Here is a 15,078-nt window from a genome sequence, read left to right on the forward strand (position 1 = left end):
GAGGACTACTTCGTTCGCGCCGGCTTGACCACGAGCACCGGGCACGTGGCCTTGTGCAACACGGCCTGACTGGTCGAACCGAGCAGCAGCCCGCGGAACCCGCCTCGACCGCGGCTACCCACCACGAGCAACTGGGCGTCGGTGGCATGTTCGATCAGTTGGTTGGCCGGGCCGTCCGGCACCACGACGCGTTCGATCTCGACATCCGGGTAGTCGCTGCCGAATCCGGCGATGCGCTCGGCGACGACTTCGTGGGCTTCGTCCGCGAGCCGCTGCAGCTGATCCGCATCGAGTCCGTACCCGTTCAGTGCGTCCGATGCCAGATCTGTCCAGGTGTGCACCACCTTGAGCTTTGTCCCGAGCTGAGATGCCTGCTCGAAGGCGGACGACAGCGCGGCTTCGCTCAACTCCGAACCGTCGATTCCGACAACCACCGGGCCGGGGCCACCGGGGCCCGCGTAGACCACAACCGGGCTCGCCGCGTGAGCTGCGACGTCGACGCCGACCGATCCGAGGAACAGGCCACGAACGCCACCGAGGCCGCGGCTGCCCACGACCACCAGAGCCGCGTCATGCGAGGCGTCGATCAACACGGGGCTCGGCCGGCCTTCGACGACCTTTCCGGTCACGTCGACGGACGGAGCCGTCGTGCGGGCCTTCGCCGCTGCCGTGTGTACGTTTTCTTCGGCTTCCTTACGGATGATGTCGATGACGTCCTGCGGGATGACCAACGCCGGTGCGTATGCCGCGGCCTGTGTCTCGTAGGCGGCCAGGATCGTCAACGACTTTCCCTGCCGCTCGGCAGCTTTTGCCGCCCACACCGCTGCCTCGAGGGCAGACTCCGATCCATCGATTCCGACAACAATTGTCGAGCTCACCACTGAACCTCCTTTTTCGCGTTCCCCGACCATCCTTCTCTCCTTTTGTTCATCGTCAACGCGTGGCGGGCGTCTACTGCGACACATGCGGGTGAACTGCTCGGGCCGACAGGCGGGCCCCACAACCGCGTTTGTGGCCGGGGTACCCGTACACTAGAGACGTCGGACACATTACGAACGCTGTTCGTGCTCGAACATCCACTGACCGCCGTCTCTCCCACCTGGCCTGAGAAGGCGTCGGAATGGGCCAACGGCCCAGGTGAGCGGCATGAAATGGCTAGCGGCTACGAAAGGCCGATCCATACCGCTGCGGTGTCGGGTAGCAGACCTGGAACCGATACACCGCTCGTTCACTCTCTAGATCGCAGCCGGATGCCCGGCTCGTCTCGCAGATCGTGTCCATGATTCACCGCCGACGGCGACCGATGGATCCATTCCCCTCGCCGCGGCCCACAAACTCGAGCGCCACAATCGGCACTCACACCAGAAAGAAGACAAACATGCAGGATCGAGACCTTTTCTCGCACCGCGAATTGAGCCATTCTGATGACTCGCACAAAGCGGCCCCGTCGGGCGACATCCCTCAACCGGTGTTCTCCGACCTCGTGATCGACCCGAAGGCAAAACGCCAAGAAGCGCAATCCACATTCGTATCGGACCGTGGCTGACCATGAGTAAACCGATGTCGGCGCCGATCCGCTTCACGCTCGCCCGCGAGCGCGGCGCCAACATCGACGGAGCCTGGTGGCCCGAGACCGCCCGCGTTGGCAACGAACTGCCGTTGCTGGTCAGTGCCCTCAATCCGCTGCTCGGAGTGGTCCGGGATGTGTCGGTGAACTGGTCGCGTTCGGACTCGTTCCCGGATCTCGACGCTGTCGACTACGACGGCATCAGGAACTCGCTGATCCCGGTCGCCCAGCGAATCATCTGCCTGACCGGCCTCAAACGCACCGCGACGTTGTTGGTCATCCCTTACCGGACGTCGTCCGCGTTGGCCGTGGCGATTCTCGGTGAGTCCGCAGGCATCGCCTCGGCGGGCAACGCATCAGCCAAGGCGCGGGTTTCGGCCAGACGGATCGTCCGCGAGGCGACCAAGCAGATCCACGGCGCCCTGCCGATCGCCAAGACACCCGCGGCCAAACCGCGCGGAGGAGCGCGCTCAGAGGCCTGATCGGCTCCGACCGTTTCTCACCGCTGCCGCAGCACGAATCGCTGGACCTTTCCGCTCGGGGTCTTGGGCAGGGCATCGATGAAATGAACCTTGCGCGGATAGGCGTGGGCCGCGAACTTCCTCTTCACCAGCTGCTGCAGGTCTGCCTCTAGCTCCGGCGAGGGCTCGGCCGAATCATGTAGCACCACATACGCTTCGAGTACCTCGCCGCGCAACTCGTCGGATTTGCCGACCACCGCCGCCTCCATGACCGCGTCGTGCATGACAAGCACACTCTCCACATCGAACGGCCCGATCCGGTAACCGGCCATGATGATCACGTCGTCGTCGCGCGAGGAGAAGAAGTAGAAGCCGTCACCGTCCACCGCCCCCGAGTCCCCGGTCAGGTACCACCGGCCGTCGCCGGTGTAGCGGCCCGCCGTCTTCTCCGGCGCGTTCACATAGCCGTTGAACCAGAGCAGGTCACTGGATGAGGTGTCGATCGACACCCTCCCGAGCGTTCCGGCGGGGGCCACATCGTCCGAATCCTCTTGCAACACGGCACATGTCCAGCCCGGCAAGGCCCGTCCCATCGAGCCGGCCGGTACGTCGGTGCGCAGCGAATCGTGCCAGGCGTTGACGATGAACATGCCATGCTCGGTCTGCCCGTAGTGATCTCGTACCGCCACGCCCAGAGCATCGCTGGACCAGCCGACCACGTCCGGGGTCAGCGGTTCACCGGCCGACGACGCCCGGCGCAGCGTGATCTTCTCCGCCGACGCATCCCCCGCTCGCAGTGCGCGGTAGACGGTCGGCGCCGCAGCGAAGTTGGTCACCTCGAAGTCGCGGAGCACCTGCCACGTCAAGGCGGGCGAGAATCCCGCGTGCAGCAGCAGGCTTCGGGTGCCCGATGCCATCGGCCCGAGAAGTGCGTAGTAGAGCCCGTAGGCCCAGCCCGGGTCGGCGGCGTTCCAGAACACGTCCTCCGGCCGCACGTCCAGGCCGAACTCCTGGTACGCGTGGAACGACGCCAGCGCACGGACCGGAACCGGGACGCCCTTCGGTGTGCCGGTGGTGCCGCTGGTGAACAGTTCGACCAGCAAGCCGTCGCCGCCGACGGTCACCGCGGCCGCACCCGGTTCGTCAGACGTGTGCGCGTCGATCAGCGCAGACAGTTGGAGTCGGTCGTCGGAGATGTTGCCGGCGGCGATCACCTGCCACGGCGCGTCGGCCGGCATGTCCTCGCCGGGCGCGAGCTTGGTCAGCTGGTCGAGGTCGGAGATGACGATCTTGGCACCGCTGGACTGCAGTCGGTACGCGATGGCGGGGGGAGCAAAGGCCGTGAACAGCGGGACATACACCGCTCCGCGACGCCAGATGGCCAGTGCCGCAACGACGAGCTCGGCTGACTTCCCCATCAGTGTCGCGACCCGGTCCCCCGGCTCCACCCCGAGGTCGGCAAGGGCCGCCGCGAATTTCGAGGACTGCTCCCGAAGGTGGCCATAAGTGAGGTCCACCGACGTCACGTTCCCGCCGCCTGCGGAGTCGATGACGGTGAACGCGATCGCATCACTCGGGTGCCGATCACACAGCAGGTCGGCAGCACACGCCTGCGGATTGTCGTACTGGGCCAGCAACTCGGCCACTCGGTCATCGATGGCATTCATCTGCGGAGTCCTCTTCTCGCTCGCTCGTTCCACACACGAGTAGGATCCAGGTCACACTTGTCCGCCCGCTACCCCCGAAAAGGGGTGACACATGACCAGCTCGTCCCCCGTACTCCGTCCACGCGACACCGACGCTCTACGCAGCGAGATGCGTCAGGTGGCGGCACGGTCGGAGACGCCGGTGATGTTCGGCGGTGAGGTCCACGCGGGCACCTTGATCCTCAGCGAGTTCGTCGGCACCCGAACCAACGGGCTGCGTGGGCTGGCGGTGAGTTCGTCGTCGGGGCTGGGCGGCCGGGTGGTCGACCGGCTGCGTCCGGCGTCCGTCTCGGACTACCGCAACGCCTCGGCCATCACCCACCACTACGACCGGCCGGTTCTGGGCGAAGGTCTGCGATCGGTGCTGGCCGTGCCCGTGGTGGTGGACAACCGTCCGCGCGCCGTCCTGTACGCAGCTCGGCGCGACGCCGCACCCATCGGGGGGCGCACCGCGGACGCGGTGGTCGAGGCCTGTCGACGGCTTGCCGCAGAGATCGCAATCCGCGATGAGGTGGATCGACGGGTGGCGATGATGACCGCGGTCGCCGCCATCCCACAACACACCGATCCCGTTGCCACAGAAGAACTCCGCAGCATCCATGCGGAGTTGCGCCAGTTGGGCGCAACGCTCGACAACTGCGCGGGCACCCGGCTGCGAGACATGTCCGAACGCCTCGCGCGAATCATCAACTCCGACATGGACACCCCGGGCCATGTGGCACTGGCCCCCCGTGAGATCGACGTCCTCTCCGCGATATCGCTCGGCGGTTCCAACATCGATGTGGCCAAGCGATTGTCGTTACGACCCGAGACGGTGAAGAGCTACCTGCGTAGTGCCATGCGCAAACTGGATGCCCACAGCCGGCACGAAGCGGTGGTCACGGCGCGACGGATGAACCTACTCCCCTGAGCGTCAGCTCGGAGTCGGGGTCTGCACCTGCGGAATCTCCACACCGGTGGTGGTGACCGTGACCACCCGCGCCGTGGCGATGTCGAAGAAGAGACCCGCAACCCGCAGCCGCCCCTCGGCGACCGCGCGCCCGACAATCGGATGGCGTTGAAGCGTCTGCACCTGCAATGCCACATTGACGATGGCCAATTGGTCGACGTCTCCGAAACCTGCTGCAGCCGCGCTCAACCCGGCCGGGTGCCCTGCCCTCCAGGCAGCAAGGCTCGGCTCGGCGTTCTTCAGCCACTCACCCACCGGGCCGGCCTCGCTTGCACCGTCCGTCGACAGCAGCGCCTTCATCGCGCCACATGACGAGTGCCCACACACCACCGCCGAACTGACTCGCAGCTCGTCGATGGCAAACGCGATCGCCGCTTCCGCGGATACGTCCGCCTTGGGCGGGGCGGGGATCAGGTTGCCCACGTTACGGACGGTGAACAGGTCACCGGGACCGCTGGAGGTGATGACGTTGGGAACCACGCGCGAGTCGGCGCACGTGATGAAGAGTGTGTCCGGATCCTGCACGTCGGTGAGATCGACGAGATATTCCAGGAGTTCGTCCGCACCGGTGCGGTGATACTCGTCGACGCCCTCCTTGATCGGTTGTAGCGCTCGGGGCGAACCGGCGTCCGTCGTGGTGGTCGACTGCCACGACTTCCAAGGAGCCAGACCCAGGCCGCGACCCGAAGCAGTCTTCCGCCGAGGCGGTGCCGTGGGGGCGTCCTCCATCGTTGCCTTACCGGTCTGCTGGATGTGCACTGATCCACCGTTCGCCTCGTGCGCGCGTTTCCAGTCCTCGATCATCTCGGCGGCAGCATGGTCGAGATAGTCGGTGTCGAGTTCCACACTCACGTGCGCGTCCGCCGGCACCGATCCCAGTGTCTTGTTCAATCGCGGGAGCGCCAGGAAGCTGAGGGATCCGCGGATGCTCACCCGCCACTGCCGGGCTCCTTCGGCCCCGAACGGCTCGGCGACCATCTCGGCGCGGATCACCCGCCAGATCAGGACAGCGATCGCCACCGCCAACCCGATTCCCACGCCTTCGAGCAGATTGAGGAAGACAACACAGGACATCGTGATGAGGTACACCCAGAGATCACCGGTACGCCACGCCAGCTTCATGTGGGCCAGTTTCACCAACTGGATTCCGATCACCACCAACAATCCGGCAAGAGCTGCCTGCGGAATCTGCTGGACCAGGGAGGTGAGCATCACCGAGAACACGAGGAGCCAGAAGCCGTGGAGAATGGTCGATGTCCGGGTCCGGGCGCCGGTCGTGACGTTGGTGGTGCTTCGCACGATCACACCCGTGATCGGAAGTCCACCGAGGCCACCCGACACGATGTTCGCGCTGCCCTGTCCCAACAACTCTCGGTTGAAGTCGGTACGTGGGCCCGTGTGCATCTTGTCCACCGCAACCGCCGACAGCAACGACTCCACACTGGCGATCAGGGCGACCGTCAGAACTCCGAGCACCACGCCACTCCAGTTGCCCGTGGGCAACTCGGGAAGGGAGATCGAATCAAAGAAGTTGCCGCCGAGGTCGATCCGTTCGACATCGATGGGCGCCAAAGCGGCGACGAGTGTTGCCGCAACGATGGCGACCAAGGGGCCGGGAACCTTTCGAACTCTTGCCGGAAGCGTCGGCCAGCTCAGCATGATCACCACCACCATGCCACCCACCAGCACCTCGGCGTGCTGCAGATCGAGGATCTGTCCCGGTAGGGCGGTCAGGTTCTGCCAGGCGTCGCTCTTGGACGAACCACCGAGCAAGACGTGAATCTGTTGCAGCGCAATGGTGATGCCGATTCCGGCCAGCATCGCGTGCACCACAACAGGAGCAATGGCCAACGCGGACTGTGCAACACGGCTCAGACCGAACACGATCTGCAGTACACCGGCCGCCACGGTGATCGCACAGGTGACCCGCCAGCCGAAGGTGTTGACCAGTTCCGCGACCACCACGGTGAGGCCCGCGGCAGGGCCGCTGACCTGCAGGGGTGAGCCACCGAGGAAACCGACGACGATGCCGCCGACCACACCGGCGATCAGGCCCGCCATCACGGGAGCACCTGACGCTATGGCGATACCAAGCGAAAGTGGCAGCGCCACAAGGAAAACCACAAGAGAGGCCGGGAGGTCATATCGGATGTTGGCCTTGAAGTCGGTCCCCCGGAAATACGATGTTGAGATTTCTCTGAGCATTCGCATGCTCTACAAAGTAAAGAGAAAGTATTAACGGGGCCTTAGAGCGCTGTTACCTCCGGTGGTTTTGTGACCTATCCGACCCGTCGTCGCGGACTCGGATCACGTCACTGCGGGGCCGATCGGGTGCACGTCGTGCGAGGGTTCGAATCCTCCGGCTCGCACCATTCGCCCGTACAAATCATCGGTTTTCATCAACACATCGTGACTGCCCACCGCACTCACCCGCCCCTCGTCCATGACGATGATCGTGTCGGCATGTCGCACCGTCGACAAGCGATGGGCGATGGTGATCACGGCGCCGGTCTGGGCGCGTTGCCTGATCGACTCCACGATCACCGCCTCGGTGAGGGTGTCGACCTGTGATGTCGCCTCGTCGAGCAACAAGATGGGCGAGGGACGAATCATCGCGCGCGCCATCGCTATCCGTTGGCGTTGTCCGCCCGACAGATCCGTGTCACGGATCGGCGTGTCCACACCCGCCGGCAGAGCGGCAATGGTCGAGTCGAGTTTGAGCAAGGTGAGCACCTCCGCGAGTTCGTTGTCATCTGCTTCGGGGTGGATGAACCTCAGGTTGTCACCCACCGTGCCCGGTACAAGCGGCGATTCCTGTTCGACGTAGGCGATCTGCTCTCGCACCTCTGCCACCGTCATCTCCGGATACCCGACGCCCCCGAGTCGCAGAACGCCGCTGTGGGGCTCGATGAAGCGGAGGATCGCCGAGAAGATTGAGGTCTTGCCCGCACCTGACGGTCCGACGATGGCAGTGTGACCGATGGCGGGGATCTCGACCGACACCCGGTCGAGCGCGGGTAGCAGGTCGTCGCCGTACCGGAATGTCACGTCGTCGAACACGATTCCCCCGCTGCCTGCACCACCATGCTGGGGCAGTAGGACTTTCACCGCCGGAGCCGAGACCTCCGACTCCAGGTTCTCCATCTCCCGGATGCGGATTGCTGCGGCGATTCCAGACTGCAGCGCGGTGATGTTCTGCGTCAACTCCGACACGGGCCCCATCAAGGTGAAGGCGTACAACAGAAAAGCGATCAGTGTCGACACCTCCATGGCGCCGGCTTCCACGCGCCACGCCCCCAGTGCGAGGATGGCGATGATCGCGCCCTGTACACCGGTCCACCCGGCCGTCATGGCGCCGGCAGAGACACGCACCGCGGCCACCGCATGCGAGCGGGCACGAGCGGCGTTGTCGCCGATGACCGCGCCGACCCGATCCTCCGCTCCGGCCGCCTTCACTGTTCGCACCGAACGCAGACCGCCTTCCAGCACACCGCCGAGATGCCCGAGTGCTTCCTGGGTGCGCGCTTCCGCCTTGGCAATTCGCGGCATCAGCACCGTGAACACCGCCGCGACGCAGATGATCGCGACCATGGTGACCCCGAGCAACACCAGGTCCAGCACACCCATCAGCACGATGGTCCCGACGGCGACGCAGGTCGCGTTGATGACCCCGACCACTGCGCTCGACGCGGCTTCGCGCAGCAACACCGTGTCGGAAGTGACGCGCGTGACCAACTCGCCCACCGGCCGGGCCTGGACCGACGGAACGGTGGAACCGAGCAACCGGCGGACCAGCGACGAACGAGCGTCGTAGACGATCGACTCCGCAGCAGTTCCCAGCACGATCCACTGCGCGCAGCCGAGTACCGCCCCGACCACCAGGAAGATCACTAGCACCAGGACCGGGGTGACGATCGACGAACCGTTCCCCAGCGAATCGAGGATCCACTTGGTGACCATCGGCGTCGCGAGGACGGTGACCGAACCGCTGAGCGCCAGCACGAGGCCCAGGACGATCGATCTGAGATGAGGACGCGCGAACCCGGCGAGAACCTTGATGTTCTTCAGGTCACCGGATGCCGCCGCTTGAGGGCTGTTCTCTGCGATGGAAGTGTCCATGCCCAAGTGGAACATACATGTTCCACTTTGGAAACCCATTTGTTCGTCGCGGTACGGCGACATCCCGTCGTTGATGACAGCGCGACTATGCTCACGTCATGGTCGCGACCTCAACCGCCGAGGAGTCCGGAGCGCGTGAGCGTACTCGCCGGGCAATTCTCGACGCGGCTGTGGCCGCACTCGCCAAGTCACCCACGGCGCCGCTCGCGGAAATCGCAGATCGCGCGAGAGTCGGCCGCACCACGTTGCACCGCTATTTTCCGGAACGTTCCGATCTGCTCGGTGCGGTTGCGCGATTCGCCGAGCAGTCCGTCGCGGACGCCGGCCGGCGCGCCGACCTCGCACGGGGCACGGGTCTGGAAGCGATCTTGCGCCTATGCGAGGAGTACTTCGAACTCACCGATGTGCTCGCCGTCTTGTTCTTCGCTTCCGGGGTGAATGATCAGGACATCGCGTTCACGGACGGCACGGTCATAGAAGCCGTCGAACGCGGACGATCCGACGGCTCGATCGATGCCGAACTCGAAGCGGAGTGGATCGTGAACATGATGTGGGCGTTGCTCTATGCCAGCGTCGACCACGTCAATCGTAGTTCCGGCACCCGCATGAAGGTGCAGACGATGACACTGCGGAGCCTACGCAAAGCCATTGCCGCGACATCGGTGCCCGCGTGACATCGGTGCCCGCGTCGTAATCTGAGCTGATGAGCCGCCCCGACAACGACGACCCGTCCACCCTGTCCTTCGACAGCCGCGCGGTGCACGCCGGCAATTCGGTGGACAAGGGATCCGGCGCCGTACGCACGCCGATCGTGATGGCGAACTCGTACGCCCTGCCCGACGACCCGTCGAACGTCAGCTGGTCCGGAACCGACATCCCGCTGTACACCCGCAACTCGGGCGCCAATCAGATTGCGCTGCAGAAGAAGTTGGCGGCGCTCGAAGAGGCGGAGGACGCAGTCGCCCTGGCCTCGGGGGTTGCCGCACTGCACGCGGTCTTCTTCACGTATCTCAACACCGGTGACCATGTGGTGGTCGCCGACGTCACCTACGAGGCCACGTGGAAGTTGTTCACCGAACTGCTCCCCGTCAAATACGGCATCGAGGCGACCTTCGTCGACGCATCCGATCCGCACGCGGTCGAAGAGGCCATGCGCCCGACCACTCGTCTGGTGCATGTCGAGGCCATCGCGAACCCGACCACCAAGGTCACCGACATCGCCGCGGTCGCCGCCATCGCGCACGAAGGCGGCGCGTTGCTCGTCGTCGACTCCACATTCACCCCACCCCCGCTGTATCGACCGCTCGCCGACGGGGCCGACCTGGTGGTGCATTCACTGACCAAGTACTACAACGGGCACGGGGACGCGATGGGCGGCGCCGTGGTGGGCGCACGCAGCCTGATCGATCCCATCAAATCTCATGCCATGGTCGATGTCGGAGGAGTGATCTCGCCGTTCAATGCGTGGTTGATCAGCCGCGGTTCAATCACGCTGCCACTGAGGCTGTCCCGGCATCTCACCTCGGCCGAGCAGGTGGCGCAGTTCCTCGACGCCGACGATCGGGTGGTCTACGTCGCCTATCCGGGACTTGCCTCACATCCCCAGCACGAGTTGGCGTCTCGCCAGTTCGGCGGTCGAGGTCACGGGGCGATGATGGCGTTTGCCGTCCGCGGGGACTCCGACACCCAGAACCGGTTTGTCGCGAACCTGAGGATGATCACCTCGGCGGTCTCACTCGGACACGACGAATCACTCATCGTGCACGTCGGCACCGAAGGCGCGCGAGTTGCGAACTATCCGAACGAGTTCCGCGAGTGGGGGCACCTACGTTTCTCGATCGGACTCGAGGATCCCGCCGACATCATCGCCGACCTGTCCGCGGCCCTGGACGACACGTTCGGCTGACGCCCGTCAGATCGCGTCACGCGGACGCATCAGCAGGGCGATCAGCCCGCCTACAGCCATCACGGCGATGACCGAGGCGAACACCACGCCGGCGGTGGTCAGCGTCCACGCCTGCGCGGCGAAGCCATCTGCAATGATCGGCACCGAGATGGCAAGGTAGGCAACAACAAAATAGGCGGATGTGGCATCGGCCTTGCGCTCGGGCTCCACCCGGGCGGCGATGGCGGCGATCCCCTTGCTGAACAGCAGGCCTTGGCTCGCCCCCGAGATCACGGCGCCGACGATCAATCCCGCCAACGACGCAGCCTCCAGACTGACGATCAACACGGCCATACCCACGGTGAGTGAGATGTATCCGGCGACAAGCGAAGGGCGGACCGGCGCATTCGACAACACGATCTGCGTGACAGCCGAGGCCGCGAAGAGGACAAAGACCACCAGCCCGGTGATCGTGGGCGACGAGATGTCCAGGACCTTTGTCATGAAATTGGGGGCGACCGCGGTGAACAACCCGCAGACCGCGAATCCGGCAACGGCCCCCACAACCGCTTGCGGGAAGATGCCGCGCACAGACGGTGGCACACTGACCCGCTGCAGTCTGGGCCGAGCCCCCTTGCGCACCTTGACCGTTTCCGGGACGGCAAGCAGGCCGGCTCCTGCCACCATCAGCAACAGGGCATGGATCACGAAGATCGTCCGCGTCGGGTACGGCGCGAATTCGGTGACCACGCCGGCGACCAGAGGACCCAGGCCCAAGCCGCCGATGTTGGCGGCGGTGGCGATCGCCGGTGCCATCCGGCGTCGAGCCGCCGGTGCGGCCTCGATGACCGCGACGGTTGCCGTGCTGGTGAAGATGCCCGCGGAGAATCCCGAGACCAGGCGGCCGACGAACAAGATCTCGACACTGCCGCCGATCAGGAACAAGACCGCGCTGGCCAGTGACAGGGCCACGCCTGCAAACAGCATCGGGCGGCGGCCGATCGTGTCCGAGAACTGCCCCACCCCGATGAGTGCAGCAATGACCCCGACCGCATACGTCGCGAAGATGATGGTGGTCATCAGGCTGCCGAAGCCGAACTCCCGCTGGTATTCGGGATAGAGCGGGGTCGGCAACGTGGTGCCCATCATCACCACCGCGAACGCGTAGACCGCCGCGGGGAAGGCGATCAGCCGTAGCGCTCGGCCCGGCACCGGTTGCCCGGTGTGGGTGTCGACTCCGGCACCAGCAGCAGTCATGGCAGAGCCCTTCGGTTGGTGGGTGTCGCGGGTACGCACGGGCACCTCAACGTCAGCAACGCTCACGATCTTCCGCGGGGGCCGGATGAGCCCGGAATGTCCGAATCAGTGTGCGGAAACGGCCATATGGGTTCGGGTTTCACTCAGCGACACCAGCTTGCCGTCGTGGATCACCACCCGATCCGCAGGGGCGTTGGCGATGACGTCGAGCACACTCGTTCCTCGGACAGCCAGGAACTCTGCACGCGCCCCCACGCGTGGGCCTGCCTCGGGCAGCCCCATCACCGCCCGCGCGTCTTCGGTGACCATCGCCATGGCGACGTCCGGGTGTACGTGTGCTGCCGTGATGGCCAGCATCGCGGTCTCGAGTGCGTCGCTGCGCCCGACCGGGTTGAACGCGTCCCGCACGTTGTCGGCGCCCGCCGCCACCCGAATCCCCGCTTCTCGGAGCGGTTCGATGGCGGTGATGCCCCGCGGAGTCGAGACCGGGTGACCCCGGCCCTGCAGATACAAATTGGTGATCGGGTTGGCCACCACCCCGATGCCGCTCGAGGCGATGAGCGGCAACAGCCCTGCGAGTTCTGTTCTGCTCATCGTGCCGAGCCGGGTGCAGTGTCCGGCAGTGCGAATCCGGCCTGCCGGCCATGTCGCCACGCGTTCGGCGAATGCCCCGATGGTGTGGTGGTCTCCCTCCAGGAACTCGTCGGTGTGCAGGTCCACGCCCACTCCCCTGGCCTCGGCGATCGTCAGCAGGCGGTCCAGGTCGCCCAGTGGGTCCGGCGCACTGTGCGGCGAGCCGCCCACGAGGTCGGCGCCTGCGTCGAGTGCCTGATGCACCAGTTCGTCGGTGGCGTACACCTTGCTCAGCGCGACGATCTCGATGTCCATCACCCCCTCTAGTTCCCTTCGGACCCGGTCGATGGCCCGGATACCCCGGAGGGGGTCGGCGCCGAGGAGGATGTCGACATGCGACCGGACGGCGGTGGTGCCGTTGCGCAGCAGGGCCAGAGCGGCCGTTCGCGCGCGCGTCCGGAATGACTCCTCGTCGAGACCGGCGCTGCCTTCCTTCCAGTTCGCGATCGCATCGTGCAGGTCGCCAAGGGGCGGCCGCAACACGTCCCACGACAGTGCCTTGTCCAGATGTGCATGAGGCTCGGCAGGTGCGGTGAGCAGAACGTACCCACGCAGGTCGAGTACGTCGGCTCGGTCCGGAGCAACCGCGCGTTCGTCTGTGGGCTGCACAGCCGTCACAACGGCGTGACCATCGACCATCGAGATGTCGACGTCGACCACAGATCCGTCGGCGAGCACGGCGCCGCGCATCTGCGAGAGCGATTGCGGCAAAGAGAGATTCATTATTCAACCTTCTGATCTGCGCATGGGGCGAGAAGTGATGCGGGGGCGCGCCTGTCACACCCGCTGGGTACGCACGAACACCCCGGCCACATGGGCGCACGCGGCGGTGCGGGCGCCTTCGGCGTCTCCTGCTTCGATCGCGGCGACGATCCGTTCGTGCTCGATCACCGCGAGACGGCGATTGAGGTCGGCGGTCCACACGTCGGACCGGAACAGGTGCGACTGGCCATCGAGCCGCGAAAGCGCTTCGCCCAGTGGACGATTGTTCGCCGTCTCACGGATGAGGGTATGGAACTGGAGGTCGAGGGTGGCGTCCCGCCGGGAGTCGGCCGGATCCTCGAGCAATTCACGCTGCACCTCGACCATCTTGCGCAGGTGGGCCACTGTCTCATGCGTGGCGGTGAGAGTGGCGTTGTACGCCGCCAGCCCGTCCAGAACCTCCCGGACCTCGAACACGGACTTGAGCGTCTGGGCATCGAGTGAGGCCACCCGGGCGCCCGCGTTGCGCGTATGGGATGCAAGACCTTCGTAAATGAGCTGCTGCACCGCCTCTCGGACCGGAGTCCGACTCACCTTCAGCCGAGCGGCCAACGCGGGCACACTCAATGGGCTCCCCGACTCCAGTTCGCCGGAGAAGATCATCTCCTGCAGCGCGTCGTGCACCGAGTCGGTGAGCAGGGCACGCTCAGATGCCGTCACCTCTGCTCCCCTCCCTACTTCTCGGCCGCGGCAACGCGCGCGGCCTCTCGAAGTTGCGTCGCAGGTGCCACACCGGTGCGCAGGCCGGCAACCTTCATGGCGATGTTCTCGGCAATCGTAATCGGAGGGTAGCCCGTCTCGCCCTCTGCCAACGTCCCGGGAAGAGCTTCGATGACCGCGTCGTGATTGCCGTCGAAGAAGAATGCTGCCGAACGACGCCGCGTGATCTGACCGTCGACCACCGGAGGGTCGACGCGATGGATGGTCGACATCCAGCGGTCGTTGGTCCACCGCGACATCGCATCTCCCAGATTGATCAGCAGGGCACCTTCGGCCGGCTGGACATCGTGCCAGTGTCCCTCGCGGTCGAGTACCTGGAGACCTGGAACGCGGTCGGCCCACAGAATGGTCAGGATCCCGAAATCGGTGTGGGCCCCCATCCCCGTCAGGTCACCGGTGAACTCGGTGTCGCCTTCCGGCAAGGCGTAGTTGTTCATCTTCAGCGCTTCGATCGAGTGGTCGGTCATGGTCTCGAAGTACCCAGGTCGCAGACCCAGTGCATCGGTGAAGGCGTCCATCAGGCTACGCGAGAGTGACTGTGCTGCAGCGAAGTAAGCCTGGACCGCGGGAGCGAACCCCGGCGCGGCGTCGGGCCAGTTGTTCGGCGCGTAGCTGGTCTCGGGTACTTCGAGCGGCGTGAAGTCCGCCGCTTCGGTACCCACCGTGTATGCCTCGTAGAAGTCGTTCATCTGTCCTGCCGTCGGGATGCCCAGACTCATGCTCAGGGACTCCGACTTGGGCGGCGAGTAGCCACGATTGGTTGCCGGGTCCCGTCGGTACTGCTTCTTCACCGCCAGTGGCAGGGCGAAGAACTCATCGAGCGCGTCGGCGAGTCCCGCAATGGTGTCGGTGTCGATACCGTGACCGACGATCTGGACGAAACCTACGTCGCGGCACGCACGGTCGAGCGCGGAGGCGACCTCTGCCCGCGCCGATGAGTCCGAGCTTCGCTTGTCGTCGCGGTACGGGCTGATGTCGATGGTGGGTACCTCGAACGGTGTGCTGGCCATGAAATGTTC

At 65.3% G+C, this 15,078-nt stretch carries 12 protein-coding genes; 4 read left to right on the plus strand and 8 right to left on the minus strand.

Annotated features, from left to right (window positions below):
- Positions 1-5 precede the first annotated feature (5 nt).
- Complete coding sequence (locus KXR83_RS05365) at positions 6-878, minus strand: universal stress protein (RefSeq protein ID WP_437423903.1); 873 nt, start codon at positions 876-878, stop codon at positions 6-8.
- Positions 879-1,548: 670 nt separating this feature from the next.
- On the opposite strand from KXR83_RS05365, the gene KXR83_RS05370 reads away from it, so the two are divergent.
- Positions 1,549-2,049, plus strand: a complete 501-nt coding sequence (locus KXR83_RS05370) for a DUF5994 family protein (RefSeq protein ID WP_051721550.1) — start codon at positions 1,549-1,551, stop codon at positions 2,047-2,049.
- Between the two features lie 17 nt (positions 2,050-2,066).
- Here KXR83_RS05370 and KXR83_RS05375 read toward each other — a convergent pair whose 3' ends face one another.
- Positions 2,067-3,695, minus strand: coding sequence for an AMP-binding protein (locus KXR83_RS05375; protein WP_437423904.1), 1,629 nt, complete (start codon positions 3,693-3,695; stop codon positions 2,067-2,069).
- A 91-nt stretch (positions 3,696-3,786) separates the two neighbouring features.
- Between KXR83_RS05375 and KXR83_RS05380 the strand changes: the two genes are divergently transcribed.
- A complete protein-coding gene (locus KXR83_RS05380; RefSeq protein ID WP_437423905.1) occupies positions 3,787-4,644 on the plus strand; it encodes a LuxR C-terminal-related transcriptional regulator in 858 nt (285 codons plus the stop codon).
- 3 nt (positions 4,645-4,647) lie between these two features.
- On the opposite strand, the gene KXR83_RS05385 is transcribed toward KXR83_RS05380, so the two are convergent.
- Complete coding sequence (locus KXR83_RS05385; RefSeq protein WP_437423906.1) at positions 4,648-6,888, minus strand: SulP family inorganic anion transporter; 2,241 nt, start codon at positions 6,886-6,888, stop codon at positions 4,648-4,650.
- Positions 6,889-6,990: 102 nt separating this feature from the next.
- On the minus strand, positions 6,991-8,802 hold the full coding sequence (locus KXR83_RS05390) for an ABC transporter ATP-binding protein (protein WP_437423907.1): 1,812 nt from the start codon (positions 8,800-8,802) through the stop codon (positions 6,991-6,993).
- A gap of 98 nt (positions 8,803-8,900) precedes the next feature.
- Here KXR83_RS05390 and KXR83_RS05395 point away from each other — a divergent pair, with 98 nt between their 5' ends.
- Together KXR83_RS05395 and KXR83_RS05400 are read left to right on the plus strand one after the other, a co-directional pair.
- Positions 8,901-9,476 (plus strand): TetR/AcrR family transcriptional regulator, encoded by a 576-nt coding sequence (locus KXR83_RS05395; protein ID WP_437423908.1) that lies wholly within the window; start codon positions 8,901-8,903, stop codon positions 9,474-9,476.
- A 29-nt stretch (positions 9,477-9,505) separates the two neighbouring features.
- Positions 9,506-10,708, plus strand: a complete 1,203-nt coding sequence (locus KXR83_RS05400; protein ID WP_437423909.1) for a trans-sulfuration enzyme family protein — start codon at positions 9,506-9,508, stop codon at positions 10,706-10,708.
- A gap of 6 nt (positions 10,709-10,714) precedes the next feature.
- On the opposite strand, the gene KXR83_RS05405 is transcribed toward KXR83_RS05400, so the two are convergent.
- From KXR83_RS05405 to KXR83_RS05420, 4 genes are read right to left on the minus strand one after another with little or no spacing between them, the layout of a single operon-like run.
- Positions 10,715-12,010 carry an MFS transporter gene (locus KXR83_RS05405; RefSeq protein WP_437423910.1) on the minus strand — a complete coding sequence of 432 codons (1,296 nt, stop codon included), beginning with the start codon at positions 12,008-12,010 and terminating at the stop codon, positions 10,715-10,717.
- A gap of 39 nt (positions 12,011-12,049) precedes the next feature.
- Positions 12,050-13,300, minus strand: coding sequence for an amidohydrolase family protein (locus KXR83_RS05410; RefSeq protein ID WP_437423911.1), 1,251 nt, complete (start codon positions 13,298-13,300; stop codon positions 12,050-12,052).
- A 54-nt stretch (positions 13,301-13,354) separates the two neighbouring features.
- A complete protein-coding gene (locus KXR83_RS05415; RefSeq protein WP_437423912.1) occupies positions 13,355-13,999 on the minus strand; it encodes a GntR family transcriptional regulator in 645 nt (214 codons plus the stop codon).
- A gap of 14 nt (positions 14,000-14,013) precedes the next feature.
- On the minus strand, positions 14,014-15,069 hold the full coding sequence (locus tag KXR83_RS05420) for an isopenicillin N synthase family dioxygenase (protein WP_437423913.1): 1,056 nt from the start codon (positions 15,067-15,069) through the stop codon (positions 14,014-14,016).
- Positions 15,070-15,078 lie beyond the last annotated feature (9 nt).

It is taken from the genome of Williamsia muralis, assembly GCF_051487485.1.
Taxonomy (GTDB): Bacteria; Actinomycetota; Actinomycetes; order Mycobacteriales; family Mycobacteriaceae; genus Williamsia; species Williamsia muralis_B.